22 protein-coding genes are annotated in these 25,202 nt (G+C 48.3%); 15 read left to right on the forward strand and 7 right to left on the reverse strand.

Translation table 11 applies throughout. From position 1 onward, the window contains the following. Nucleotides 1-58: 58 nt before the first annotated feature. The 5 genes from Q1A54_RS06855 to Q1A54_RS06875 all read left to right on the forward strand — a co-directional run bounded on the left by Q1A54_RS06855 (nt 59) and on the right by Q1A54_RS06875 (nt 8,340). Complete coding sequence (locus Q1A54_RS06855; protein WP_196114931.1) at nt 59-595, forward strand: hypothetical protein; 537 nt, start codon at nt 59-61, stop codon at nt 593-595. A 176-nt stretch (nt 596-771) separates the two neighbouring features. After that, nucleotides 772-4,170: an exodeoxyribonuclease V subunit beta gene (locus Q1A54_RS06860; protein WP_299986151.1), complete on the forward strand. Its 3,399-nt coding sequence runs from the start codon at nt 772-774 to the stop codon at nt 4,168-4,170. Between the two features lie 85 nt (nt 4,171-4,255). Further along, nucleotides 4,256-4,810 carry a DUF4287 domain-containing protein gene (locus Q1A54_RS06865; RefSeq protein ID WP_299986153.1) on the forward strand — a complete coding sequence of 185 codons (555 nt, stop codon included), beginning with the start codon at nt 4,256-4,258 and terminating at the stop codon, nt 4,808-4,810. A 55-nt stretch (nt 4,811-4,865) separates the two neighbouring features. Continuing rightward, nucleotides 4,866-5,288 carry a VOC family protein gene (locus Q1A54_RS06870; protein WP_299986155.1) on the forward strand — a complete coding sequence of 141 codons (423 nt, stop codon included), beginning with the start codon at nt 4,866-4,868 and terminating at the stop codon, nt 5,286-5,288. A gap of 151 nt (nt 5,289-5,439) precedes the next feature. After that, on the forward strand, nt 5,440-8,340 hold the full coding sequence (locus Q1A54_RS06875; RefSeq protein ID WP_299986157.1) for a PD-(D/E)XK nuclease family protein: 2,901 nt from the start codon (nt 5,440-5,442) through the stop codon (nt 8,338-8,340). A gap of 97 nt (nt 8,341-8,437) precedes the next feature. On the opposite strand, the gene Q1A54_RS06880 is transcribed toward Q1A54_RS06875, so the two are convergent. After that, nucleotides 8,438-9,196, reverse strand: a complete 759-nt coding sequence (locus Q1A54_RS06880) for a PKD domain-containing protein (RefSeq protein ID WP_299986159.1) — start codon at nt 9,194-9,196, stop codon at nt 8,438-8,440. 212 nt (nt 9,197-9,408) lie between these two features. Between Q1A54_RS06880 and Q1A54_RS06885 the strand changes: the two genes are divergently transcribed. From Q1A54_RS06885 to Q1A54_RS06900, 4 genes are all read left to right on the forward strand, one after another. Beyond that, entirely contained in the window at nt 9,409-10,461 is a 1,053-nt protein-coding gene (locus Q1A54_RS06885; protein ID WP_299986161.1) for an aromatic acid exporter family protein, read from the forward strand. Between the two features lie 233 nt (nt 10,462-10,694). Continuing rightward, nucleotides 10,695-11,312, forward strand: coding sequence for a hypothetical protein (locus tag Q1A54_RS06890; RefSeq protein ID WP_299986163.1), 618 nt, complete (start codon nt 10,695-10,697; stop codon nt 11,310-11,312). Between the two features lie 148 nt (nt 11,313-11,460). Continuing rightward, nucleotides 11,461-12,558, forward strand: a complete 1,098-nt coding sequence (locus tag Q1A54_RS06895) for an N-acetylmuramoyl-L-alanine amidase (RefSeq protein ID WP_299986165.1) — start codon at nt 11,461-11,463, stop codon at nt 12,556-12,558. A 487-nt stretch (nt 12,559-13,045) separates the two neighbouring features. Continuing rightward, nucleotides 13,046-13,642, forward strand: coding sequence for a hypothetical protein (locus Q1A54_RS06900; protein ID WP_196114941.1), 597 nt, complete (start codon nt 13,046-13,048; stop codon nt 13,640-13,642). A 76-nt stretch (nt 13,643-13,718) separates the two neighbouring features. Here Q1A54_RS06900 and Q1A54_RS06905 read toward each other — a convergent pair whose 3' ends face one another. Beyond that, on the reverse strand, nt 13,719-14,978 hold the full coding sequence (locus Q1A54_RS06905) for an ectonucleotide pyrophosphatase/phosphodiesterase (protein ID WP_299986168.1): 1,260 nt from the start codon (nt 14,976-14,978) through the stop codon (nt 13,719-13,721). Nucleotides 14,979-15,150: 172 nt separating this feature from the next. Between Q1A54_RS06905 and Q1A54_RS06910 the strand changes: the two genes are divergently transcribed. Continuing rightward, nucleotides 15,151-16,530, forward strand: coding sequence for an MBL fold metallo-hydrolase (locus tag Q1A54_RS06910; RefSeq protein WP_299986170.1), 1,380 nt, complete (start codon nt 15,151-15,153; stop codon nt 16,528-16,530). Nucleotides 16,531-16,537: 7 nt separating this feature from the next. Here the strand turns inward: Q1A54_RS06910 and Q1A54_RS06915 are convergent, their stop codons facing one another. Both Q1A54_RS06915 and Q1A54_RS06920 read right to left on the reverse strand, forming a co-directional pair. Continuing rightward, nucleotides 16,538-16,999, reverse strand: a complete 462-nt coding sequence (locus Q1A54_RS06915; RefSeq protein WP_299986172.1) for an RES family NAD+ phosphorylase — start codon at nt 16,997-16,999, stop codon at nt 16,538-16,540. Further along, nucleotides 16,996-17,424, reverse strand: coding sequence for an antitoxin Xre-like helix-turn-helix domain-containing protein (locus Q1A54_RS06920; RefSeq protein WP_007659447.1), 429 nt, complete (start codon nt 17,422-17,424; stop codon nt 16,996-16,998). The genes Q1A54_RS06915 and Q1A54_RS06920 overlap by 4 nt, the downstream gene beginning before the upstream one ends. Before the next feature lie 231 nt (nt 17,425-17,655). On the opposite strand from Q1A54_RS06920, the gene Q1A54_RS06925 reads away from it, so the two are divergent. The 3 genes from Q1A54_RS06925 (at nt 17,656) to Q1A54_RS06935 (ending at nt 20,088) form a co-directional block, all read left to right on the forward strand. Continuing rightward, the gene (locus tag Q1A54_RS06925) at nt 17,656-18,369 is read left to right on the forward strand and encodes a hypothetical protein (RefSeq protein WP_299986174.1); all 714 of its coding nucleotides are present in this window, start codon (nt 17,656-17,658) and stop codon (nt 18,367-18,369) included. A gap of 85 nt (nt 18,370-18,454) precedes the next feature. After that, complete coding sequence (locus tag Q1A54_RS06930) at nt 18,455-19,171, forward strand: tetratricopeptide repeat protein (protein WP_196114947.1); 717 nt, start codon at nt 18,455-18,457, stop codon at nt 19,169-19,171. 38 nt (nt 19,172-19,209) lie between these two features. Next, complete coding sequence (locus Q1A54_RS06935; protein WP_299986176.1) at nt 19,210-20,088, forward strand: OmpA family protein; 879 nt, start codon at nt 19,210-19,212, stop codon at nt 20,086-20,088. 97 nt (nt 20,089-20,185) lie between these two features. Here the strand turns inward: Q1A54_RS06935 and Q1A54_RS06940 are convergent, their stop codons facing one another. Continuing rightward, on the reverse strand, nt 20,186-20,758 hold the full coding sequence (locus Q1A54_RS06940; protein ID WP_299986178.1) for a cupin domain-containing protein: 573 nt from the start codon (nt 20,756-20,758) through the stop codon (nt 20,186-20,188). Nucleotides 20,759-20,901: 143 nt separating this feature from the next. Here Q1A54_RS06940 and Q1A54_RS06945 point away from each other — a divergent pair, with 143 nt between their 5' ends. Beyond that, entirely contained in the window at nt 20,902-21,882 is a 981-nt protein-coding gene (locus Q1A54_RS06945) for an AraC family transcriptional regulator (protein WP_299986180.1), read from the forward strand. Here the strand turns inward: Q1A54_RS06945 and Q1A54_RS06950 are convergent, their stop codons facing one another. After that, nucleotides 21,883-22,425: a DUF2062 domain-containing protein gene (locus Q1A54_RS06950; protein ID WP_299986182.1), complete on the reverse strand. Its 543-nt coding sequence runs from the start codon at nt 22,423-22,425 to the stop codon at nt 21,883-21,885. It abuts the gene before it with no gap. 205 nt (nt 22,426-22,630) lie between these two features. Beyond that, nucleotides 22,631-23,734, reverse strand: a complete 1,104-nt coding sequence (locus Q1A54_RS06955) for an AI-2E family transporter (protein WP_299986184.1) — start codon at nt 23,732-23,734, stop codon at nt 22,631-22,633. Between the two features lie 25 nt (nt 23,735-23,759). On the opposite strand from Q1A54_RS06955, the gene Q1A54_RS06960 reads away from it, so the two are divergent. Then, nucleotides 23,760-25,187, forward strand: a complete 1,428-nt coding sequence (locus Q1A54_RS06960; RefSeq protein WP_299986186.1) for a DEAD/DEAH box helicase — start codon at nt 23,760-23,762, stop codon at nt 25,185-25,187. Nucleotides 25,188-25,202: the final 15 nt, after the last annotated feature.

Raw genomic sequence — 25,202 nt, forward strand, 5'->3', positions numbered from 1 at the left:
TATATAATCTGCAGCATAAAAATACTTTAGATCTTTAACCCTTTAATCCTTTCTAATTATGTTACACTTCTCCAAAATCACAGCTAAAAGCAAGGACTTTCATCTAATCGCATCAGGCGCACTGGCTTTCAAGATTCACAACAAGATCCTGAAGGACGAAGATTTCATGAAGGGTGCCAAAGTATCACGCAACCTGCTGCAAAGCAATGCGGTTATCAAATCAGACAAAAGTGAGGCAAAGGTGTTCTTTGTGATCATCTCTGATCTTGATAAAATGAATGCTTCCAATCTGTGTAGTATGATAGCAAAGGAACGCGCAAAGGGAAGTTACGCCGTGTGTCAGGTGATTCCAATGTACTATAACGAGCCATCTTTCAAGGCGCTTAAGATGCTGCGTCAGAATTTTGATGAAGTGATCGAACTGAACAAACTGACGCTGGGCGGCGGCAAGGCGCTGATGAGCACAGAGCAGCAGCACTGTATTATCACTGATTACTCTATCTCCATGGCACGCATCATGCGCAATGTATGTGTGGGTGTGCATGCTCCTGCCCCTGCTAAAGAAGAAAAGAAAGGCCAGGTCGTATACGCATAGCCTTTTACTCTAACATAGAAAGGCAATAGGCTCCTTCGCGCAGGCGGGGGAGCTTTTTGTATTTTATGCCCTGATCTCCAAATATTTGCTACCAGCAGACCATAATTTTAAGGGCGGGCTCTGGCATAAACCATGTCGTAGGTGTATCTTTAGAATCCTTTAAAAAGCCTTCCGCTATGTCGCCAAATTTTAAGATACTCTCTTCTTCAGCTGGTTCCGGCAAAACCTATACCCTGACCAAAGAATACCTGAAGCTGGCGCTGCATACCGCTGATCCGGACTACTACCGGTCTATCCTGGCGATCACCTTTACCAACGATGCGGCGGCTGAAATGAAGGAGCGTATTTTGGGAGCCCTGCGCAATTTCAACAACCCGAATCTGAGTGGAGGCGAATTGCAAAAGAGCGAGGGTCTGCTTGAGAAGATAACGGATGAACTCCAGAAGCGCTTCCCGGACGAGCACTTTGATAAAGAGCAACTACGGCAGCGCGCTGGACTCTTGTTTACCCAGATCCTATACAATTACAGCGATTTCTCTGTAAGCACAATCGACAGCTTCGTCAATAAGATCGTACAGGCTTTTACAAAGGAGCTTAACATACCCTATAACTTTGAAGTAGATCTGGACTCACAGACGCTGGTGAGCACAGCCGTGCAACTGCTGCTGGATAAGGTGAGTAACCGGAAAGATGACCTGCTCTCGGAAACGCTCGAGCAGTACGCCCTGGAAAAAGCCCGCGAAGGCCGCAGCTGGAACACTTTGCCCGATGACTTGGCTGATTTTGCAAAAAACCTGCTCAACGAACAGGTATACGAAGCCGTGACAGACCTGCAGGGACTCACGCTGGAGGATTTCAGAGAGATTAGAAAACAGCTCAAAGAACTGCAGGAAGGTATACTGGCGGCTTTGCAGGAAGATGCGGGCAAAGCGCTGCAAGCGATTGAGCAGGCTGGCCTCTCTCCTGCTGATTTCTACCAGGGCAATCGCGGTTTGTACGGTTATTTCAGTAAGTTTAACCGCGAAGCTGATCTGACATACGGTAACAACTACGCCCGCCAGACAGTGGAAGAAGACAAGTGGTATGCCGGCAAGGCCTCCACTGCTACAAAAAACCAGATTGACGGGATACGGCAGCTGCTCACAGACCTCTATTATAGTATCGAGTCGATTAAAGAAAAATATGCCGGTACATTTACCCTCATCTCAGCGGTAGTGCCCCACCTTTACAAAGTATCGGTACTGAACGAGTTGGAAAAATGTCTGCAGGAGATCAAACTTGACCGTAACACAGTTCATATTTCAGAATTCAATAAACGCATTATCGACATTGTGCTGCAGGAGCCAGTGCCATTTATTTATGAACGACTCGGTGAGAAATATAACCACATCCTGATCGATGAGTTTCAGGATACTTCCGTGCTGCAATGGAACAACCTGCTACCACTCGTCGATAACGCCTTGGCTTCCGGGCACTTTAGCATGGTGGTGGGCGATGCCAAACAGGCGATCTACCGCTGGCGTGGCGGTGAGATGGAGCAGATTCTGCACCTCTACAAAAACAACACACACTTGCTTTACCAAAACCGACGGCATGGGCACATGATCCGGGAGCGCTATGAATCAGTGCGTGAAAACCTGGCTCCTGATGAGCTGCAGCAAAACTTCCGTAGTCGTCGTGAGATCATCCAGTTCAATAACAAACTCTTTACCTTCTTTGGTGAACAACACAAGGTATACAGCACCTTCACCTCCATCTACGACGATAAGTTTATACAGGAGGCGCCTGAATCAGGAAAGGCTGGCGGCAAGGTACAGATCATGTTCACTTACCCCGATGACCTGAACTACAAATACGACCTGAGCAGCTGTGTCCGAACGGAAGAGCTCTACGATGAATACACCCATGCGCAGGAATTGAGCTATGATGCCAGCATCCTCAACATGGTGATCGAACTCGTGCGGCAGGGTTTAGCGGATGGCTATACCTTGAAGGACATGGCTATCCTGTGCCGCACCAATGCCAAGAGCAAGCTGATTGCCAATTTCCTGAAGGAGAAGCAGTATGATATCATCTCGCAGGATTCCCTTTCGTTACAGTTTGCGGAGGTGATCAATGTGATCATTGCCATGTTCCGGGTATTTAACCGTCCGAACGACACGCTGGCTAAATCAGAGGCGCTATACCTGATCCACACCGTGACCAGCGGCAAGGTACCTACCACAGAACTGGCCCAGAAGATAGCACAGATCTCAAACCAGCCGGATCCGCAGCTGTTTTTTGATTATCTGCGAGAATTAAAGTTTGATGTGAAGGAGCGTGAGACGGGCAACTTGTCGATCTACGAACTCACCGAGCAGCTGATCCGCATTTTCAACCTGCTGGGCCATAACAACGAATGCGAGTACCTGTTCCGCTTCATGGACCTTGTGCTAGAGTACAGCCTCAAGAACAGCAATAACCTGAACAACTTCCTGGCATACTGGGACGTGCAGAAGGAGAAGCTGAGCATCAATACGCCAAAGGATCGAAACGCGATCACCATAACCAGTATTCACAAAGCAAAAGGGCTCGCCTACCCAATTGTTATCATTCCTTTTGCTGACTGGAGCACTGAGCCGCAGACGAGAGCCCTGATGTGGAGCCGTCTGGCTGACGACAATAAGGTGATGGGCAAACTGCGCAGCGTGGCGGTGAACATCAGTTCGCGCCTGGAGCATACCGAACTGGCTGACCAATATAATACTGAGATTGAGAAGACCTTCATCGAAAACCTGAACATGCTCTATGTGGCCTTGACCCGTCCGAAGGACAGGCTATACCTGATTGGCAACGGCAAGGATCTGCTAGAAGACAAAAAAGCGCAGAAAGCACTGGAAGGAACAGCCAAAAATGTGAGTCACCTGCTTTACCGCTACCTGGTAGCCGAGGGGCTTTGGGAACCAGGCAAACTGTGCTATCAGGTATACGCCGGAGAGTCCAGGGCGCAGAGCAGCGACAAACGTGAGATCGGCTCCGCCTATACCTTGGATTACCTGCAGACAAACGACTGGGCAAAGCGCCTCCAGCTTAAGCAGCATGCCAACAACGTGTTTGACTTTGAGACGCAGACCGAGCAGCGCATCCAGAACAAGAAACTGCACTACGCCCTCTCCCGCATCCTGACTGCCGCACAGCTCGACGATGTGCTGCGCCAGATGGTATACCAGGGCATCATCAGCGACCGGGAAAAAGGTGTTTTAAAAGAACGCTTACTGGAGGTGGTGAACCACCCGAAGATCAGCCATTACTTTTCGGAAAAGGTAATTGTCGAACACGAGAAAGAACTGCTGGATGCCCGCGCATATCTTTACAAACCCGACAGGGTAGTGTTTGACGGTGATCAGGTAGTGCTGCTGGAGTTCAAGCTACCGCCACCACTGGAAGAGCACCGCAACAAACTCGACCATTACGCTGTGCGCTTTAAGCAACTTGGTTACGAAAAAGTAAAATGCCTGCTCTATTACTTCGATACCGAGGAGCTGTACGAATGGTCCTACGGCGGCAAGAGCCTGCAGATAGGGCTGGCACTTTGAGAATGAATAATGAGTAAAGTCTAATGACGGATTGCTCTTCATCATTTATAGAATAATTACTAATCATTGATTATACATTAATAACATGGACAAAGCAGCACAAACCATGATCGACAACCTGGAAAAGAACACAGGTAAGTCGCTTGAAGAGTGGACTCAGATTGTACAGAGTAGCGGTTTGCAAAAGCACGGTGAGATTGTGAAGTTTCTAAAAAATGATCACGGCTTTACCCATGGTTTTGCCAACATGGTAACACTCAAAGCTAAAGGAACGGATGCCGGATCAGCTGAGAAGCCGGAAGACCTGATCGAAAAGCAATACAAAGGAAAAGAGCAGCTCCTGCCCATTTATGAAGCACTTGTTGCCCAGTTGAAGCAGTTTGGAAATGATGTAGAACTGGCTCCTAAAAATGCTTATGTGAGTGTGCGTAGTAAAAAGCAGTTTGCCCTGATCCAGCCCTCTACCAAAACCAGGCTGGACGTTGGTATTAACCTGAAAGGCAGAGAAGCGGAAGGCAGACTGGAAAACTCTGGTAGCTTCAATGCCATGTGCTCGCATCGCGTGCGACTGGAGCAGACAGAGGATGTTGACGCAGAGCTAATCGGTTGGCTGAGGGAGGCTTATGAAGGAGCCAGGTAAAAGATAATATAGCGGTTTAGCTTTGAGAGAGATATTAAGAGAAAAGAGGGAAATTATGGAACAGAGAATTACACTCATTACATTAGGCGTCAGGAATCTGCAGCGCTCCAGAGAATTTTACCAGAACATATTTGGCTGGCAGCCGCTCGAGAGCAGCACAGAGAGCATCATTTTCTTTCAGCTGAATGGCCTGCAGCTGGCTCTATTCCCACAAGAGTCGCTGGCAGATGATGCCGGTCTGGAGGCTGATGGCAAGGGCTTTAAAAGCTTTTCGCTGGCCTACAATGTGAGCTCCGAAAAAGAGGTGGATGACCTGGTCGCAGAACTTGCAGGCAAAGGCGTTCGCGTACTCAAGCAACCGGAGAAAGTATTCTGGGGTGGCTACAGCAGCTACGTCGCCGACCCCGATGATAATCTCTGGGAGATCGCCTACAATCCCTTCATGAAGATGGATGAAAAAGGAAACGTTCTGAGTTAAAATTTAGAAAGTTAAGAAGCCAGAAAGTTGTAGTGAAAGGTCTCTAATTGTCCGAATCGTGCAATTAATAATTTAACAATTCAGCAGCTTAACCATCCTACAAATTCCCAATTCATTAATTCACTCATCCACTCAATCACTCAACAAAAAAGTGCAGACCTTCCTAGAGTTAGCGGCAAAGTACGTTTACGAAAAGTATAAAGAGAACATCAGCGAGCTGTGCATCGTGCTGCCGTCACGACGTGCGAGTTTCTTTTTTAAGAATGCCCTGGCACAGGCTGCACCCGAGCCCATCTGGTCTCCGGAGGTGTCTGGTATGGAGGATTTCATTACCAAGCTGGCCAAAGTGGATGTGCTGGAGCCGATTAACCTGCAGCTGGAGCTTTACGACCTGATGCGCGAGCAGGACCCTAACCTCGATTTCGATCAGTTCATCACCTGGGGAGGCACACTGCTCGACGACTTTAGCCGCATTGACCAAAACCTGGTGGACACTGGCAAACTCTTCGATTATGTGAGCGAGGCCAAGGCACTGGAGCGTTGGGACCCGGAGCGCCTCGGCAAAGACCTGACTCCTGCAGTTAAGAAATATTTCAGCCTCTGGGACAACATTGAGAAGACCTACCACAACCTGAAAAACCACCTGGAGGAGCGCAAGCAGGCTTATACAGGTATGGCTTTTAAGATTGTTTCTGATAATATCGAGCAACTGGCTAAGTCGCCTGAATGCGCCCAATACCTTTTCATTGGCTTGAATGCCCTGACTAATTCTGAGGAGAAGATCATCCGCACGCTGCTCAAGCACAACAAGGCGGAGGTATTGTTTGACTCCGACGACTTCTACATGGAGGAGGGTACGCCTAACCGTGCGGGCAGCTTCCTGCGCAGGTATAAGAGTACCTGGAATTTGCCGGAATGGCGCTGGCAGCAAAACCTTTTGCTCACGGACGAGAAGGAGATCAATGTAATAGGAGTGGCCAATGCCAGTATGCAGGGCAAACTGGCCGGGCAGCTGATCCAGGAAATCCGCTCACGTGACAAGCATGCGCAGGTGGCGGTGGTAATGCCCGATGAAACACTCCTGCTTCCCGTGCTGCACTCTATACCCAACGAGGTGCCGAATTATAACGTGACCATGGGTCTCAGTTTTAAAGGCACGCCACTTTATAACCTAATCGACCTGCTGTTCGACGTGCACCTGACTGGCGTGACACAGCTACAGGAGTCTGGTTACAAGGTATACCAGTACCACCACCTCACGGTGACCAAGCTGCTCTCCCACCCTTTCATCCGCAGGTATGAGCTATATATAAATGAGCAGCCCGAAAAGCCGGAACTCCACGGATTTGTGCAGCATGTGCTAGACCAGATTGTGCAGGATAACCGCGTACTGATTACGGCAAATGACCTGCTGAAGATGGGCAAGCATGAGCCGCTCTTCGAAGTGTTGTTTACATCCTGGCGTGACTGCGACGACATCATTGCCTCGCTTTACAGGCTGATCGACCTGCTGCATAAAATGTACAGTCACCAGCCCAGCACCATCGAAACCGAGTACCTCTACATCTTCTATACCATTGTCAAGCGGCTCGATACGATCTTTGACTGCCGCGAGCAGAAGATATCGGTGCGCAGTTTCCGTAAGTTCCTCAACGAATTGATCGCCCGGCAACGGCTTCCTTTCAGCGGTGAGCCTATCTCTGATCTGCAGATTATGGGTATGCTGGAGACTCGTGCGCTCGATTTTGAGAACCTGATCATCCTGTCAGTGAATGAGAACACACTGCCAGCTCCAAAACGTCACGAGTCGCTGATGCCATTTGATGTGCTCAAGCAGTTTGGTTTGCCTACTTATGCTGAAACCGAGGGGGCTATGGCCTATAACTTTTACCGTCTGCTGCAACGTGCCAAAACTGTGAACCTACTCTACGTGCTGCCATCCGACACCTATGGCTCCGGTGAAAAGAGCCGTTTCATACTTCAGCTACAGAACGACCTGGCGTTGCGCAACCCTAAGATAAAATTCCGCGACCTGACCGCGACGGTGGAGCTGCGTGATCAGAAAAAGTACGACGAGGATATTGTCATCCACAAAGATGCCCAGACATTAGAGCAGCTGCGGCAAGAACTGAAGCGCGGGCTATACCCTTCACACCTGAACATGTATATCAACTGTTCGCTGCAATACTATTTCAGCCGCATCGCCAAAATCAGGGAGATTGACGAAGTGGAAGAACAGCTCGGCGCGGACCAGTTTGGTACTATCGTGCACCAAGTGTTGGAGGATTTCTTCCGGCCTTTTGAGCAGAATGGCCAGCCAATCGAGAAGCCGCATGTAGAACAGATGCTCAAAGACCTGCCAGCTAAGGTGGAAGCCGAATTTAAGAAAGTGACTCGAGGCGCTACGCCTGAGCGCGGCATGAACTTCCTGCTCTTCAAAGTAGCTGTGCAGGTGCTGGAGAAGTATCTGGAGAGTTTGCTGAAGTCTGATGATGAATTGCCGCTTTATGTGCTGCGCCTCGAAGAGCAACTGGAAACAACGCTGCAGGTACAGGTGGGTGATGAACTTATACCTGTGAAAGTGGCTGGCAAAGCCGACCGCATCGACCTGAAGGGAGCAGAACTCCGCGTGATCGACTATAAAACCGGCAAAGTAGAACGCAACCAGGTAAACGTGAAGCCGGATGATGTAGACCTGCACTTTATCACATCGCCCAAGTACGATAAGGCACGACAGCTGTGGCTTTACGAGTACATCCTGCAGCGTAACCTGGAGCAGAAACCGGAACTATTGCTCCGCAATGCAGGTCACTTAGACCCGGTACGCATTGTGCCAAAATCAGGTATACTGTCGTTCCGCAATCTCGATGCTGGCGTACTGACAGCCGACTTCCCATTTGAGCAGGCGACCGGAGAGGACTTTATCACTTCTTCTGAAAAACTGCTCACCCGCTTCGTACAGGAACTGCTTGACCCGAACGAAGTTATCCGGAAAACAAAAGAGTTGGAGATCTGCCAGTATTGTCCATACCGGGGCATCTGTGCGCGCTAATTTTGAGAAGTCGAGGTTTCTCTTAAACAGGGGCTTAAAATGAAAAACCGTCCCAGGTCTTATTCTAAAGACCTGGGACGGTTAAGTCAAAAGGGGATTAATTAAGTAATTTTCTCTTGTAGATGACCCTTATTTCAAATCCATCTCCTGGAGTGTTGCCGCGGCCTACTACAACGTATCCTTCGTTTTTCTCGGGCGTAAAGTAGGATGTGGAAGCCGTTACGTAATAATTAGAGGCAACTATACCTTCCTCTTCATTGTCACTCTTCGCGTAGAAATCAAATCGATGATTTAACTGCTCTGTATCCATCCGCAAATCAGGAATTTTGATTCTCAGCGGCAGTTTCTCTTTATCTACATCCTTAAAAATTTCACTCGTAAACAGCAGTGGATCTTCCTCATCGGAATAGTAACGTTTACTGACAGACAGGTACATATCGGTTGTTTCTTTTACAGATTGTGCATCTGTGCTGGTCCCGTCTACCCAGAAGCTGTCGGCATAGTTGATCAGCTGAACTTCATCGGCATAATAGGTACCCACCTTGATCACTTTTCTGACAGTGCGCACTGCATCTCCGTTTTTAGTTGTCAACCTGATGGTGTAAGTCCCCATCTCTTTGTAAGTGTGAGCGGGTTTCATCTCTCTGGACGTTTCGCCATCTCCAAATTCCCAGAAGTAACTATCCGCTTCACCAACCGCCTCAACCCTGACCATTTCTTTTACAGCGAATATTTCAGCATTATGACCAAATTTGTCGATCAGCTCAAATTCAATTGCAGGAAGGACAACATCTCCTTTCTCTTTACAGGAAAAAAGGAACAACAGAACCGCAATCAGGAAGTAGTTTTTCATCATGTTTGTTTTACAGTTAGAAATAAAATCACGGGCGCTTCGAAGGCCATTTGACTTAGGCAGGACACAAAATTTATACCATAACAATGTTTAAGTGCTATATATTTAAACTTTAATTTAAAATTAATCCCTTGAATGTCAGTTGTCACTGATGAAAGTGTCCTTTTTGTCTAATCATAGCTAACCAATTGCAGCAGTTACAGTAGTAATCCTTTGTGAACCACATCATCGATATATTTGAGCGAGTAGGCCTGACCCTGCAGATTGTGAAAACGGCCTTTGCTGCTTCGCTTTCCTGGTTCATCGCCTCTACCCTGCTGCAGTCCGGATACCCTTACTTTGCGCCTATTGCCGCCATCATTACGGTACAGGTGACAGTACTAGACTCTGTGAATAAAGCGACGCAGCGTATAGTGGGCATTATTGGTGGCGTCTTGCTGAGCATGTTGCTTGGGCATTGGCTGAGCATCAACACTTTCTCTATCTTCCTGGTCATCATGCTGGGTATGGGCATCTCAAAAGCTCTGCGCATGAACCCGCAGATCATTTCACAGGTAGCCATCAGTTCGCTACTGGTTTTGGCTTTCGGACATACCGAAGAAGGTTATGCTTTCGAACGGATTGCTGAGACGGTGCTAGGCTCAGGTATAGCTGTTATCATCAATGCCCTGATTGTGCCGCAGAATGCTATTCCGGATGTAGAGAGAAGCGTGGTCAGGTATAGCAGGCTGTCAGCTGATACGCTGGTGAGGCTTAGCAAACTAATCGACTCATCCAGCAAGCGCATGCAGTTTGGGCGCGCTGAAGTCGACGCCCTTATCAGAGAGTCAGCTGACAGCCGGAAAGCGCTTGACCTGGCCGAGCAAAGCCTGAAGTACAACTTACTGCTCACGCACAAGCGTATGGCGCTGAACCGCCTGGCTGTGCATATAAACAACCTTGAAAGCATTACCATCCAGATCAGAGGTATCCGCAGAAGTCTGGCCGATTTGCAGAAAGTTAAACCCTTCCGGTCGGCATTTGCAGGAAAAGAGCAGTTGCAGCTCGCCATGGAGGTCACCGCCAGCTGCATCACCGCATTTGGACAAAGCGTGGTTGATTCATCGGAAGAAAACATCGTGCAGCTAAAGAAACTGATGCGGCAGGCCCGCCTGGAGCAGGACCGTTGCCTGGAGTACCTGAAAGACATAAAATCCCCTGAGATGCAGCGGGACGTAGGCAGCATTCTCACTGACCTGAAACGAATTCTGACAGAGGCTGAAAGATAGATCTCAGTGTTTGTCGCGCTCTTTTATTTTACCCCAAAACTTGCGCTACCATTCAAATAAAGAAAATTCTGTCAGCAGGAAAAAAGGACTTTAGAAAGACCAGCAAAGCCCTTACTATGGCAATTAGGCATGGAAGAGAAATAATATCTGACTTTTATAATATTATTTAAGCAAAGCATGCAACGTCTCATTGATTATTAGCATCTTACAACTATAAGAAAGCCCATAATCCTATGAAACAGCAGCCTTTATTCAGAGCCATCACCCTTTTGTGCCTGTCACTTTGCTTCTCTTCCTGTGATAAAGAAGAAGAAATTGAACCGGTGGAAATCATCATGCCATTGCAGGTCGGCAATGAATGGGTATATGATGTGATAGATTACAATACTGATGGCGATGTTCTCACCACCAGTTCGTTCAGACGGCAGGTAGTGAAAGATACCCTGATCAGCAAAACCACGTGGTATATTTTGAGTAATGGCTCGATCGTACGGAATGACAGGGATGGATACGTGTACTATAGAAAGGACGCCAAAGAACAGTATATTACTTACCCTAGCCCCGAGATGTCGGGCATCGCTTATGGATACGAGTACCCGAATTATACCTTGTGGATCTACCACAGAAGATCATCAGGCCTTGTAGCTGTACCGGATTCACCGCATGCGGGCCAGGCTCTTGAGTTCAGTTTTGAAAGACAGACTTCCCAAAAAGCATCCTCTTCGCTGAGCACGACCTGGGTCAAAGAATACGTAACGCCTGAAATCGGAATGATCCGAACGGACTGGTACTATGCCGACTCCGACAAGTTGATGCGCCGCTATGAACTCAAGAGTTACCGTGTGAAGTAGAGATGTGCGGGTTCGCATTTAAAATGTATCAAAAATAATGAAGTAAAAAATACGAAGTCCCGTATATAGAGCCTCCGATATTATGCGTTGATCTTGAAACGGGACTTTTATACTTCATACATTTTTAGTAATATCGGATTCTTAACACATGCCGATAAATTTGATTGCATTGCGTACCTCTATTATCACCCTTCTATTATTATTATCCTCTTTAGCCGTTTTCGGTCAAAGCTCTAACCTGCAGGTAGTAGCGATGCCCGGCGACGGAATCTATACCTTATTGCGTCGCCACGGGCTCAATCCTTCCGAGCATCTTCAGAAGTTTGTGGAGATGAATAAGGAGCGATTTGGCAAAGACAACGGCCTGATTGCCGGCAAAGAGTACACCTTGCCTGAGGGCGCTACTTCAGCCGAAAACAACACCGTGGCCAGCGACAATACACGTGTCGCCACTGAAACCAGTAAAACACGAAGCGACGTAAGTGCCGCCCCAGCTAAGGTAGCTGCCCGGGTGATTGAAATGCCTTTGTTCGGGGAGAAGTATTCCCGTGTGGAAGTAAAGTCGAGCAAGCTACAGGGAGCGGTGTATTACCTCAGCTCCGGCCATGGTGGACCTGATCCGGGTGCGGTGGGCAAGTATGGCAGCCATGATCTCGCGGAAGATGAATATGCCTATGACGTAACCATACGCCTGGCGCGGGTACTGATGGAGCATGGTGCCACGGTGTATATGATCGTGCAGGACCCGGACAACGGCATACGTGATGAGGGAATCCTGAAAATGGACCGGAATGAAGTGGTTTACCCAAACAAACCAATCCCGCTCAACCACAGTGCGCGACTGCGTCAGCGAACCAATGCGGTAAACAGCTTATACCTGAAACACAAGGGTGCCTACCAGCGCATGCTGGCCATTCACGTCGATAGCCGCAGCGAAAGCCAGAACATTGATGTATTCTTCTACCATCACGAAAACAGCAAGGATGGGGAGCAGCTGGCTAAGAACATTCACCAGACTTTCACGAACAAATACAGACGCTACCAGCCCAACCGCGACTACTCCGGCAATGTGACACAGCGCAGTAGCCTGTACGTGATTAAATACAGTCATCCACCAACCGTATTTATTGAGCTCGGTAACATCCGTAACGTAAAGGATCAACGACGTTTTGTAATTCCGGATAACCGCCAGGCCCTTGCCAACTGGATCTATGAAGGCCTGCTAAGCGACTATTCACCCGAATAGCAAATGCTGATTGTTCGGGTGTGCTCAGCCTAAACTGCGGATAAGTATACCCCGTTTTCTCCATCTATCCCGCATTCCAATCATCTGTTGGCGCTTCACATTTCCTGCCCTTTATTACGACCGGAGTAGAGCGCTGCAAGAAATCATTATGTCATAATTCTTTTAGAAAGAAGTGACCTGTATGCACGCATTTATGTAGGCAACGATAATCTAAGGCATAAGCAAGATTTCGCAAGATGACACCATACAGCAGTGCCTGGCTGCATTAGCCAGCAAGCATGGCATGTTAACTCAAAACTTACTTCTGTTCACCAATCTCAGCTGTAAGTTTTGTGCAATTACTTTAATCGATCCGTTGATCGAAAACAGGCTTCTACATCCCAAGAAATACCTATTCTAAACAAAAGAGGTCTCCCTTCGTTTATAATTAAAGGATTATTACAATGAATTAAGTACAATTAGTCACGAACTTTTAAAGACTACTACTATGAAACGAATTTATTTACTATCAGCTTTGATTATTTTTTTCTCAACTAATGTCTTTGCGCAGGATGTTGAAGACCTTCCCCGGCCTCAAACATCAGCTCCGGTAGCTAGTGATGCTATACAACAGGGAAATTGGCTTGTTGGCGCCAGTGTTGCCAATGTTGGTCACAACTTCAAGTCCAAAACCTTCAGCCTGGATGTAACTCCTAGAGCAGGCTATTTTATCAGTGACAATGCAGTGATTGGTGCTCAGGCGCAGTTAGGTTTGTCTATCTATAGTGGTGGCGAATCGTTCCGATATGGTGTGACGCCATTTGTTCGCTACTATTTCCCTGAGGGAGCCTCTCCTACCGGCAGATTTTTTGGTGAAGCCATTGTAGGTATAGCAGGCAGTTCTGAAGAGGACAGTGATGGAGATTCCGTTTTTTCACGCGTATATGGTATTAGCGGTGGCTATGCGTACTTTGTAGCAAGAAACGTAGCGCTAGAAGGTATGCTTAACCTTGTCCGCAGCAATGCTAACGTAGACTTTGGAGGATCTGCTACTGGTCTCTCCATTAGTCTTGGCCTGCAGATTTACCTGCCTGCAGGTAATTAAGTCGCTATATTTAAATTAAAGCCCGCTCCAGAGAACTGGAGCGGGCTTTAATTTTTAAGTCAGACATGACTTATTCTTATTGCAGTACTTTCTCAACCAAATGTCTGCTGCCGTCAATTTTATGATGGTAGGGCAATCCCAATATTTCAGCTATAAGCGGGTATACATCCACATTCTCGAAAGTATCTACTTTAACGCCTTGCTTGAAAGCGGGACCCCAGGCATAAAATGTAGCGTGCATTTCTTTCACTTTGGTAGCATCATAACCATGCTGGCCAGGGTGTGGCGGACGGGATGAAAAGTGGAACACCTTCGGAGCATCTGTCAATAGTAGGATATCGCCTACACGGCCATATTTGTCATCCTTTGCTCCATAGTGCAGGTGTTTTGGCATGTTCGATCTTTTGTATACCTGATACTCCTTTGCCTCTTTCTTCAGCTTCCGATAAGTTGGCTTCACTGCTTTCTTATCCTTGGCATGCAACTCCACCACCATGCCACCACCTGACACCATAAACTTCGCTGTGTCAATAACTGCTGGCATAGGTAGCGTATTTTGGGTATCCACTTCGAGCATGCCATGGTCTGACACAAACACGTAATTCACCGGCAGACCCGTTTTGGCTACCGCCTCGGTCAGCCTCTGCATGTGTTTGTCCAGCTCCAGTACAGCCTCTTTTGTCTGAGGTGCATCAGGACCATAGCGGTGACCGGCATGGTCTACCTCCGGCAGGTAAAACGTGATCAGGTGCGGACGCTTTTCAGCAGGCAAACTTAGCCAGTCCACTACTGTCTGGATGCGTCGCTCGATGGGCATCACCTCACTGTACTGGTAATGATAGGTAGGCAGTATACCTTGCACCGGCGCCTCAGAACCTACCCAAAAAAAACTGGCCGCGACCATTTGCTGCTGTTCTGCCAGTACCCAAAGTGGTGTCCCCCCATACCAGCTGCCATCTTCCACTTTGCTGCGGTCACGCATGCTGTAGTGCTCCTTGCGCTGCGGATCGTAGAAGTAATTGTTGATCAGTCCGTGGCTGGCCGGGTATAGCCCTGTCACAATAGAATAATGGTTCGGGAAAGTTTTGGAAGGAAAAGCCGGCAGCATGGAAGCCGCCTCCACTCCTTCTGAACGCTTCGCCTTCAGGAACCTGGCGTCAAACTTATCTGCATAATCATACCTAAAACCGTCGGCCGAAATCAGAATGACGTAAGGTTTTTCCTGTTGCGCCGGGCTGTTATACCTGTCATGGATGACACGCTGCACCGTGTCTACTTGTGCGAATGCCAGTCCATGCCAGAGCAGGCAAACCAGCCATACGGAAATCTTTTTCATGGTGCGAAGATACGCTAAAACCAGTGTAGCAACCAGACCAAGGGCTTTATTTTAATGTTATGACATACAGCCATACCTGTAAAAAAACCTACCGTAAATTATCAAAAGAGACATTTGTCATTATTCAGCAGTAAAGGTTTATATACCTTGCCTCACCGTAAAATCAAAACAGATGCTACACGAAATCCCTCCTTTCACACTGACCTTCCTGGGCGGCGCAGGTACGGTTACCGGTTCTAAAATGCTACTTAAAACAGATAGACACCAGGTGTTAATTGACTGCGGTCTGTTTCAGGGGCTCAAACAATTGCGCCTGCTCAACTGGCAGGAACTGCAGTTGAATGTGGAAGAGTTGGATGCCATCATTCTGACACACGGTCACCTGGACCATTGCGGCTATCTGCCTGTACTGACAAAAAACGGTTACAGTGGCCCCATTTATGCCACCACTCCCACCCGTGACGTAACAGAAATAATACTCCGCGACAGTGCCAAGATACAGGAAGAGGACGCTGCGGAAGCCAACCGGAGAGGTTATTCAAAACATCTTCCCGCCAAGCCCCTGTATACCTCCGAGGATGTAGACGTTACGATGCCACTCTTCGAAACTCACGATGACAATGAGTGGGTTATTATCAACGAAGACTTCAAGTTCTGTTTCCGGAAAAGCGGGCATATACTGGGTTCTGCCTTTATAGAACTCAAGTGTAAAGGACGCAAAATCGTTTTTTCGGGTGATATTGGCAGACGTCAGCCGCTCCTGATGGACCCACCCACCATTATCCGGGAGGCGGATTACCTCGTGCTGGAATCAACCTATGGCGACAGGCTGCACGAGCAGGCTTCGGCTTACGAGGAGCTGCAGGCCTACGTGAACCATACCATTGAGAAAGGTGGCGTGCTGGTAATCCCAAGCTTTGCCGTGGAGCGGGCACAGGAACTACTTCTTATACTGAACACACTACGAGAAGACCGCAGCATACCGCCTATACCTATCTACCTCGACACGCCGATGGGAATTGATGTGACGGAGCTATACCTACACCACCGCGATTGGCACAGTCTGAGTGATGCGGAGTGCCGCACCATGATGCACAATGTACACGTGATCCGTGACTTTGAGCAAACGCTGCGTGTACTCGACAAGCCAGGGCCAAAGATCGTCATTGCCGGCAGTGGGATGGTAACCGGTGGGCGGGTACTGTACTACCTGCAGCGACTGCTGGATGATGCTAAAAATACCGTGCTATTAGTGGGTTACCAGGCGCCCGGCACTCGTGGTAGCCTGTTGCTGAGCGGTGCTACTGAAATTAAAATGCAAGGCAATTATTATCCGGTGCGAGCCGAGATCCAGCAGATCTCCTCACTTTCAGCGCACGGTGACCAGTCCGAATTGCTCTGGTGGATTAGCCATTTGAAAGACGCCCCCTTGCAGGTATACCTAAATCATGGGGAAGCCCAGGCGCTGGAAGCACTTCGGCTAAAGATAACTGACACCTTGGGCTGGAGCTGCACGATTGCCGAGATGGGCAAGACCTATGAATTACACTAGAATCTGATCATTTGATAAATAGGCGCTTGTCAAATGCAAAAGGCTCTGTTTTGATGATGCGTACTTTATGAAAATCAGGGTGGCGTGGGTTAACCAGGTAATTAAATGTACCCTGCACGGTAGCGGAGGGAACCTTTAGTATAAGATTCGTACCTTCTGATACGTAACGGTCCCCTATCTTCTGGGTGGCATTGCTGTGCGGGAATGATTTCCAGGAAGCTGCCAGGTCTTTTTCGTGTATTTCCCCTGAAGGAGCATCTTCAGGAAATTCGATTGTAACGAGGTGGTAGTCCTTAGGCACTATACCCAATGGCATATGCACGGCTATCTCTACCGTACATAAGGCAATGGATTCGCTGGTATAAAGCACAGCTGTGCCTTTGCTGTTCCAGCGGCCACCTGCCAGTTCAGCACCTTTGCCAGACAGGTCATTGCAATACAGTTTTCTGCTGAGGCGGTATACGATCATGCCAGCACGCCATGCTCAATTCGGGTCAGTTCGTCGCGAAGCAGCCCAATGCCAAATGTGCTGTCAAGCAGTTCTTTCGGGCGTATACCTCCCAAGGCTACATTTTTGGCCTCCAGCCAGGCATCAAAGTCTTCTTTCTCCCCGAATACCTCCATTCCTTTGTTATACACTAAGGTGATCTCCAGGATTTTCTCGGAGTGCAGCGGATCGAACTTGCGCTGTTCCTTTTTGTAGCGCTGAAACGTACGCTCTGACAAGTGCAGGAACTCAGACCACTCTCCTATACTAAAGGGAATTTTGTTCGCGATGTTCTGGAAAGTGGCGTACTTTATACCTTCACGCACGGTCGTGATCAGCATGAAAACATCCCGGTCATCGATCAGGCTGTAGTTGATGCCGCTGTTTATTTTAAGTGCTTTGCCCATTGTCATTTCCTTTTCTCAAATATACGCAACTTGTCGCAAAATACACGACAAGTTGCGAAACATATTTTAAGGCGTTCCTGATCAATCACATGAACATGCTATGTGCAGTCACAGAATAGGGCTATACCTTTGTCTAAATGGACAATAGTACCAATGTTAGTTTGGGAGCGGAAAGAGAGGCACTAATCCGGGATTCGCATCGTTTGAAGCCAGAACCAAGCTTTATTACCCATGCGAAGCCACCTGATCGCTTTCGGACTATTTATAACAGGCACCATGGCCGCCTGCACTTCCCAAAATGCCATTACAGAAAACAGGCAGTCTCCCAAGCCTGAACTGACCCTCAACGACGTCATTCCAGCAAAAAGAACCCTGACACCTGAAGAAAAGCAAAAGCAGAAGAAAACTCTTGATACAGATGCAAAGCGCTTCAAGAACCGCAAGGCAGCATCGGCTTACTATGTGTTTCAGGCAAAGCGCAATTTCAACGAAGAAAAAATAGATTCAGCAAGTCTGCTGCTGAACAAAGCCTGGCTAATGGATAGCACCAACAATGAGGTGTATTGGGCTTATGGGCTCGTGTACGGCCAGCAGAAAGTGTATGACAAGGCGCTCTTTGTGCTCTACCACGCACTGGAGAAAGACCAGCATAATCCACGCTTGCTGACCGACCTGGCTACCAGCCACCTGGGGCGTTTTTATGCAGAAAGTAATCCACAGGACCTGATGCAAAGCAAGAAGCTGCTGGAAAGTGCCGTGCGCTACTCCCCTAACGCAGCGGACGCCTATTACAAACTCGCTATCAGCCATTACTACCTGCAGGAGTATGGCAAGGCGTGGGATTATCTGCACAAGAGTATCAGCAAAGACAAAGCCATGGCGGATGCTACCTTCATTGCGGCCCTGCTGGAAAAGCAACAGGATCCTGCAGGCAAATACGAGTAAATGAAAGGACAGCATTTGTTATTTCAAGACAGGTGGCGTATTTTTAAACCAAGAAGAATTTACCTCACCTAGTTGATACCATCACATGAAAAGAATTTTCCTGGCTGCGGCCACTATTTTACTAAGCGCCTCCATGGCCTTTGCGCAGGAGCAACAACCTGCTTTGCACCCAAAAGTGCTCCCTATGTTTGGGCAGGTTGCCAAGACGGATGCCCAGCAGAAGGCCGATGAAAAATTCCTCACCAGTTGCGATAAGAACTTCGAGAGCCGCAAGGAGGCCAGTAACTTTTTCATGGACCGTGGCTGGGAATTCCTGAACGAAGGGCAGGTAGATACAGCCGTTTATCGCTTTAACCTCGCCTGGCTCCTGAACCCAGATAATTATAATACTTACTGGGCCTTCGGTCTGGTAGAAAACAGCCGGGGAAATACACGCGATGCGATTGGAATGTTTGACCGTGCGCTGAAGTACCAGCCAAACAATTCGCTGTTGCTGTCTGATGTGGGAGCAGCCTACCTGCAGCAATTTATTTCTGACAAAAAGAAGAAAAACCTAAAGCAGGCAGCGGCCTTTCTTGACCGTTCCTTAAAGGCTGACCAGAATAACGCCTTTGCCCTGGCAAACCTTTCGCAGGTATATTTCCATAACAAAAAATACGCCGAAGCCTGGGATTACCTGCACCGCGGCCGTGACCTGAACATGATGTCGCTTGACTACAACTTCCTTTCAGAGCTGATGGCTAAAATGCCGGACCCGAAAGGCATGTTCCGTATTGAAACAGAAGCTGAAGCCGCTAAATAAACACAACACGTAAGCACCATCCAACCTTAAAGATTGACATGAAAAAGAATTTCTACAGAGCTTCCCTCTTCCTTTTGGTCGGGAGTCTTTCGCTTTCATCCTGCGTTGTTTCTAAAAAGAAATACGAGGACCTGATGGCCCGCAAAAATGCCCTGGAGCTGGATAAATCAGATTTGGAGCAGCAGAAAAGCACCCTGGAGCAACAGAAGTCTGCTCTAGAAACCGAGAAAGCCCAACTGGAGCAGGAGCGTGCCGAACTGGAGCGCCAGAAAGCAGAGTATCAGCAGAGCCTGCAGCAAGCCCTGAAAGAGGGTAAGGCGCTGGGTGAAACCCTGAACATGAACAAGTCACAAATTGACAAGCTGAACGCCGACCTGAAAGCCCGTGAGCAGCGTCTTGCCGAACTGCAGCGCATCTTGGACGAGAAAGACAAAGCGGTGAATGCCCTTCGTTCTAAAGTGAGCAACGCCCTGCTCGGCTTTAATGACAAAGACCTGACTGTTAACATCCGCAATGGCAAGGTATACGTGTCGCTGGCAGAGCAATTGCTCTTCAACTCCGGCTCTACCAAAGTGGACCCAAAAGGTGTTGAGGCACTCAAAAAACTGGCTACTGTATTGAAAGAACAGCAGGATGTGAACGTAGTCGTAGAAGGACACACGGATGATGTGCCGATCGCTCGCGGTACCGTAGGTATGCAGGACAACTGGGACCTGAGTGTACTTCGTGCCACTGAGATCACCCGTATCCTGACCCAGGCCGGTGTACAGTCTGATCGTGTGACGCCATCTGGCCGAAGTCTGTACGTACCACTCGACAATGCTAAAACAAAAGAGGCTCGTCAGAAAAACCGTCGTACCGAGATCATCCTCACTCCTAAACTGGACGAACTGTTCCAGATCCTGGAGTCGGCTTAAACAATCGCTATACCTTATACACAAGAGCCAGTTCCGCTACGGAACTGGCTCTTGTGCTTATAGGCGTTTCATAAACGTACAACAAGCAGCTTTCCTGCTATGCTAGCTGCTCTGTGACTTGTGGCAGATAATACTTTTCAAAGTCTTTGTGTTTCCCACGTCGCCGGGCTTCTTTGGCGAGCAAACCCGCTAACCATATTTGGAAACGGTGTGGCAGACCAGCTGTATAGGATTCACCCATGTGAAATAAAAGTGCTGTATGCCAGAAACTTTTCGGAATGCCATTTGCCTTTGTAAGTCCATCATGCGCCAAGCCATAGGCTATGCGTAAGGTCGCTTCAAACTGGCGGGCAGGCTTCACTGTGACAAGGAACACACATTTCCGGCAGGCATCTTCATTATAGAAGCGATGCAGGACAAGCTTTGGTGCCACGGCTTTATCACCTGGTTGAAGTTGGATCCGCTGCTTTCCTAACTGAATACTTAGGGTTCCCTCCAGTACTTCAAACTCCTCCTCAAATGTGGTATGGTAATGCAACCCATTTCCCCCCTTGGGCTCCATCTCCACTTGCACTATTAAATAATCCCCATTCGTATCGGTGGCACTCTTTACAATGGTTACATCATAGCCTCCCAATGTACTTTTTAATTCTCTGGATAATTCTTTCATAGTAACGCAATAAATTTTATAAGTATATTCGTATTACAAAAGTATGGTGCTCGCGCAAAAAGCCAGCTACGCAATTGGGAGCGGCATCTACGAGAAAAGGATTATTATGCTATGATTGAAGGGTCGTTAGAGTTTTCCGGACTATGCGGATAAAGATTACTGACAGCAATTTGAATAATCTGCTGCTGTATCAAAACCAGCTTGCAAACAGCCAGCATACGTCTCAAGTTGCTGCACCTCAACATGCCCAGGATCCGCAGTTAGGCAAGTTTCTGCAACGGTATCTTCACTTTGAACATTTCAATATAGCACAGCTTTGCTGGCAACTGGACCAGGAACTAGAACTGCAGACAGATCAACTGGAAGCAGGTATAAATATGAATTTCATGCTGAGTGGCGGCATCTACTCAGAGTTTGAGGCCTTGCCACAGCCTATCCGCCTGAACCCGATGGAACATAATTTACTTTTTACCTGCGACTCAAGCGGCACGCATCTTTTCCCAGCAGGCACCTTACTGCATAATCTACATGTAAGCCTCTCAACTGAATATTTTCAAAGCATCTGCACAGAAGAGTTCCGGCTTTCTGATCTGTTGCTTAACAGCATTGAGCGGCAATCTTCTATTCTGGCATCTGCACATAATGGCAATATTACGAGCCACATGTTGCAGACGATCAAAGGCATTTTGGAATGCCCTTTTGAGGGTGCAGTGCAAAAACTCTATTTGGAAGGAAAGGTGCTGGAGCTATTGGCCTTGCAGTTCGAGAACTTGCAGTGTACTAAAGAGAAAGAAGCCAGGCTATTATCAAAGGAAACAGCCCTGGCAGAAGAGATTCGCCTATACCTGGAGCAGCACTACCTGGAGTTAGCCAGCTTGCAGCAGCTTGCTAAAATGTTCGGAACAAATGAATACAAGCTGAAGAAGGTGTTTCGGGAGCGGTTTGGGAAAGGAGTATTTACTTATGCGCAAGAGCTCAGGCTAGTGCATGGGCTGGATTTACTGGCTTCAGGTGAGAAAAATGTGGCACAAGTGGCCGAGTTACTCGGATACAGTCATGCAAACCATTTCACGACTGCATTCCGAAAGCACTTTGGCTATCCGCCGTCGCTTGTTCGCAAATAGCTAGACCTGATGCTCTGGTACAGCTTCTACGACTTCCACAACTTCAGGAACCTCAAAGACTGTGGCAGCTGGTGTGGGCATAACCCGCTTAAGCAAGGGAAGTAACATCATGTAGAGCATCCCTCCCACAGGTACAGCCAGTATAGCCCAGGCCGAAACAGCTGCTAAGTTGGCTATCCAAAGTTTATTCAGCGCAGCGAGCCAGTCCATTTTGAACATCGCTATCATCTCATCAAGCGTCAGTTTAAGGTCATCCAGCCCAAACATGAAAATGCCCATCTTGATAAAAGGGATGATCAGTAAGAGCTGCAGCGGGTGTACAAGGTAACTTACAAGTACCGTGGCAGCGATGTTTAACCTGAATCGGGCCGCAAGGGCAGTTCCCATCACCGTTGTTACGCCCAGGGCTGGCAGTATACCTACCACAGAACCAAGCGCAACCGTAACAGCCAGCTTATGAGGGGTCATACCCTGACGGAGCAGGTTGAGCACAGGCTGTGCAATGCGGCGCTTGAAAAATGCGGTGATGATAGAGGTAGACAAACCTTGGCTAAATTAAAAAGATGTTGGATAACGGGACTACAAAGAAGACGCCCTAAACCTGTAAAGAGTTGCATGTGCTGCAGCATAAATTATGCCTGATTCTCTTCAAACATTAATACGGGAGCTCTGGTAAAAGTAACCTCCTAAAGTCTGCTTTGTTTTGCTTATTTTAAAAAGCAGAGCAGAATGTTAAAGCTCTCACTATTTACTTCCGTATGTGCAGGAAACGAAGAATTTTGTCGATTGTGAGTGAATGTTCTTCTGTGCCATCTGTTCCCAGCAAAAAGGAAAAGGCTTGCAGCTCGGGGGTGTGATCAAAGTATATTTTGAACATACCTACAATTGGCACCGCCACAAACATACCCGGTAATCCCCATAGCATTCCTCCTATAATAATACTCAGGATCGTAAAGAGTGGATTGATGTTTACCCGGCTACCCGTGATGTTGGGTGTGAGGATATTGTTTTCTGTGAACTGCACAGCCAGAAAGAAGAGAAGTACGGCAAGGGTTTTATGCGGATCCCCCTGTACCACCAAGGTATAGAGCAGCGGAATGGCGCCACCGATCAGCGTGCCAAAATAAGGGATGAAGTTGATGAAGGCAGACACTATCCCCAACAGAATGGCATACTCTACACCGATAATGAGCAGACCAGTCGAATTGATAACACAAAGGATCAGGATAACGATCACGACTCCTCCCATATAGTGCTTCGTTACATCTGATATCTCATCGATCATCACCTTGACCTTTCCGTGCCGATCCGAAGGCAACGCTTTCAACAAAAAGTTCTCGAATTTATTTCGGTAGTAGAGCATCAGGAAAATATACACCGGCATCAGGGCAAATTTGGTAATGGTACTAGTAGTAGCCAGCAATATCTCAGCGATGGCTGAACCGCTCAGGTCAAGCGCATTGTTCACCTGCAGCCGAAGCCAACGCTCGTTCGATTGGCTGTCATCGCCAAACTTTCGGTCAATATGCGCTTGCAACTGATCGATGTTGAGCAGGGCCTTTTCTTTCAACTCAGGAAAATCTGTCAGGAATACCGAGAGCTGCTTGTAGAGTAGCACCATCAGCCCGGCAAAGAGGGCCATGGCAGTAATAATAGTCGCAAAGTTGGCCAATAGTCGGGGGATGCCCCATTTTTCCAGTTGCTTCACTACTGGGTATAGCAAGTAGGCAAACAGCAAGGCCATTACCAAAGGGTATAGAAACTCCCGTGCCTCCACCAGTACATAGACCAGTAGCACTAGAAATAGTAACCAATACGTCAGCTTCTTTATCCTCTTGTAATCGTTTGCCATACTCTTCTTACTGAAAAAATAGGAGATGGGATATATTGGAATCCGTACCTTTGCGCTTCACGTACGCATGCCTATGGCTTCTTTTGATCAACTGGGACTCTCCCCTGCGCTGTTAGAGCGCCTTGCTGAGTTAGAATTTCACACTCCTACTCCTATACAACTTGCCGCTATACCTCCGCTTCTCAAAGGGCAGGACGTAGCGGGACAGGCCGAGACGGGCAGCGGAAAAACAGCAGCTTTCGGTTTGCCGCTTTTGCAGCAGATCGATACGAACAAGCAGGTTATACAAGCGCTGGTACTGGTGCCCACCCGCGAGCTGGCCGTGCAGGTACGTCATGAACTAAAGCAACTCGCCCAAAAGATCGAGAACCTTAAGATCAGCGCTTTTTACGGCGGACACTCTTTCTCTCAGGAGCGGGCCTCACTGGCTTTTCCACCGCAGGTACTCGTGGGCACGCCCGGCCGTTTAACTGATCATCTCTACCGCCAAACCGTTGATTTTGGTCAGGTACGCATGCTGGTGCTCGACGAAGCCGATAAACTCCTGGAAATGGGTTTTGCTGATGAAATTGATCAGATACTCGAGGTTATACCTAAGAAACGACAGGCAGTCCTTTTCTCGGCCACCATGCCCGACGAGGTAAAGCAGCTCATATCGGATTCGCTTAAAAACCCGCAGTTTGTGCAGGTGTCGCCCAACGCTATACCTGATCAGGTGCGCCTCACAGGTATAAAAGTAACGCAGCCGGATAAGCAGCAGGCCTTACTGCACCTTTTGCAAAGTATCAACCCGGCAGGTACGGTCGTGTTTTGCAATACCCGTGGCGCCTCCGATGATGTGGCGGCTATGCTGGCCAAGCACGGCTTCGGAGCCCGTTCCCTGCATGGCGGTATGGAGCAGCAGGACCGCGACAAGGCCATGACGCTTTTCCGCAATGGGACCACGCAAGTACTGGTTGCTACCGACCTCGCCGCCCGTGGACTCGATATTGCCGCACTCAAGAACATCATCCACTACGAACTGCCCGACGACGAAGCCGCCTACCTACACCGTAGCGGACGCACTGGCCGTGCCGGTCGAGGCGGCGAGGTCTATACCTTCGCGACCACCCGAGACGAGCAAAAACTGCGCGACTGGGGCTTGGTGCGCATGGACGAATGGCTGAATACGAATGAGCTAGCAGCGCGAGTTGAGAAAGCTGAACCGGAATCTACTGAAGCTTTTGCAACGCTTCACATCAACGCCGGCCGCAAAGACAAACTAAGTCCGCGCGACATTGTAGGCGCCCTGATTGCCGCTGCCGGTCTAAAGGCCGACCAGATCGGACGTATTGAGGTGCAGGACAGAGCCAGCTATGTGGCTATACCTGCCGATCGGGCACAGGAGATTGTGGAGGCGCTATCGACTGGTAAAATTAAGGGTAGGAAGTTTAGAGTTGGGTTGGTAAAGTAAATTCATATCATCTCG

The organism is uncultured Pontibacter sp., from assembly GCF_947502515.1.
GTDB lineage: Bacteria > Bacteroidota > Bacteroidia > Cytophagales > Hymenobacteraceae > Pontibacter.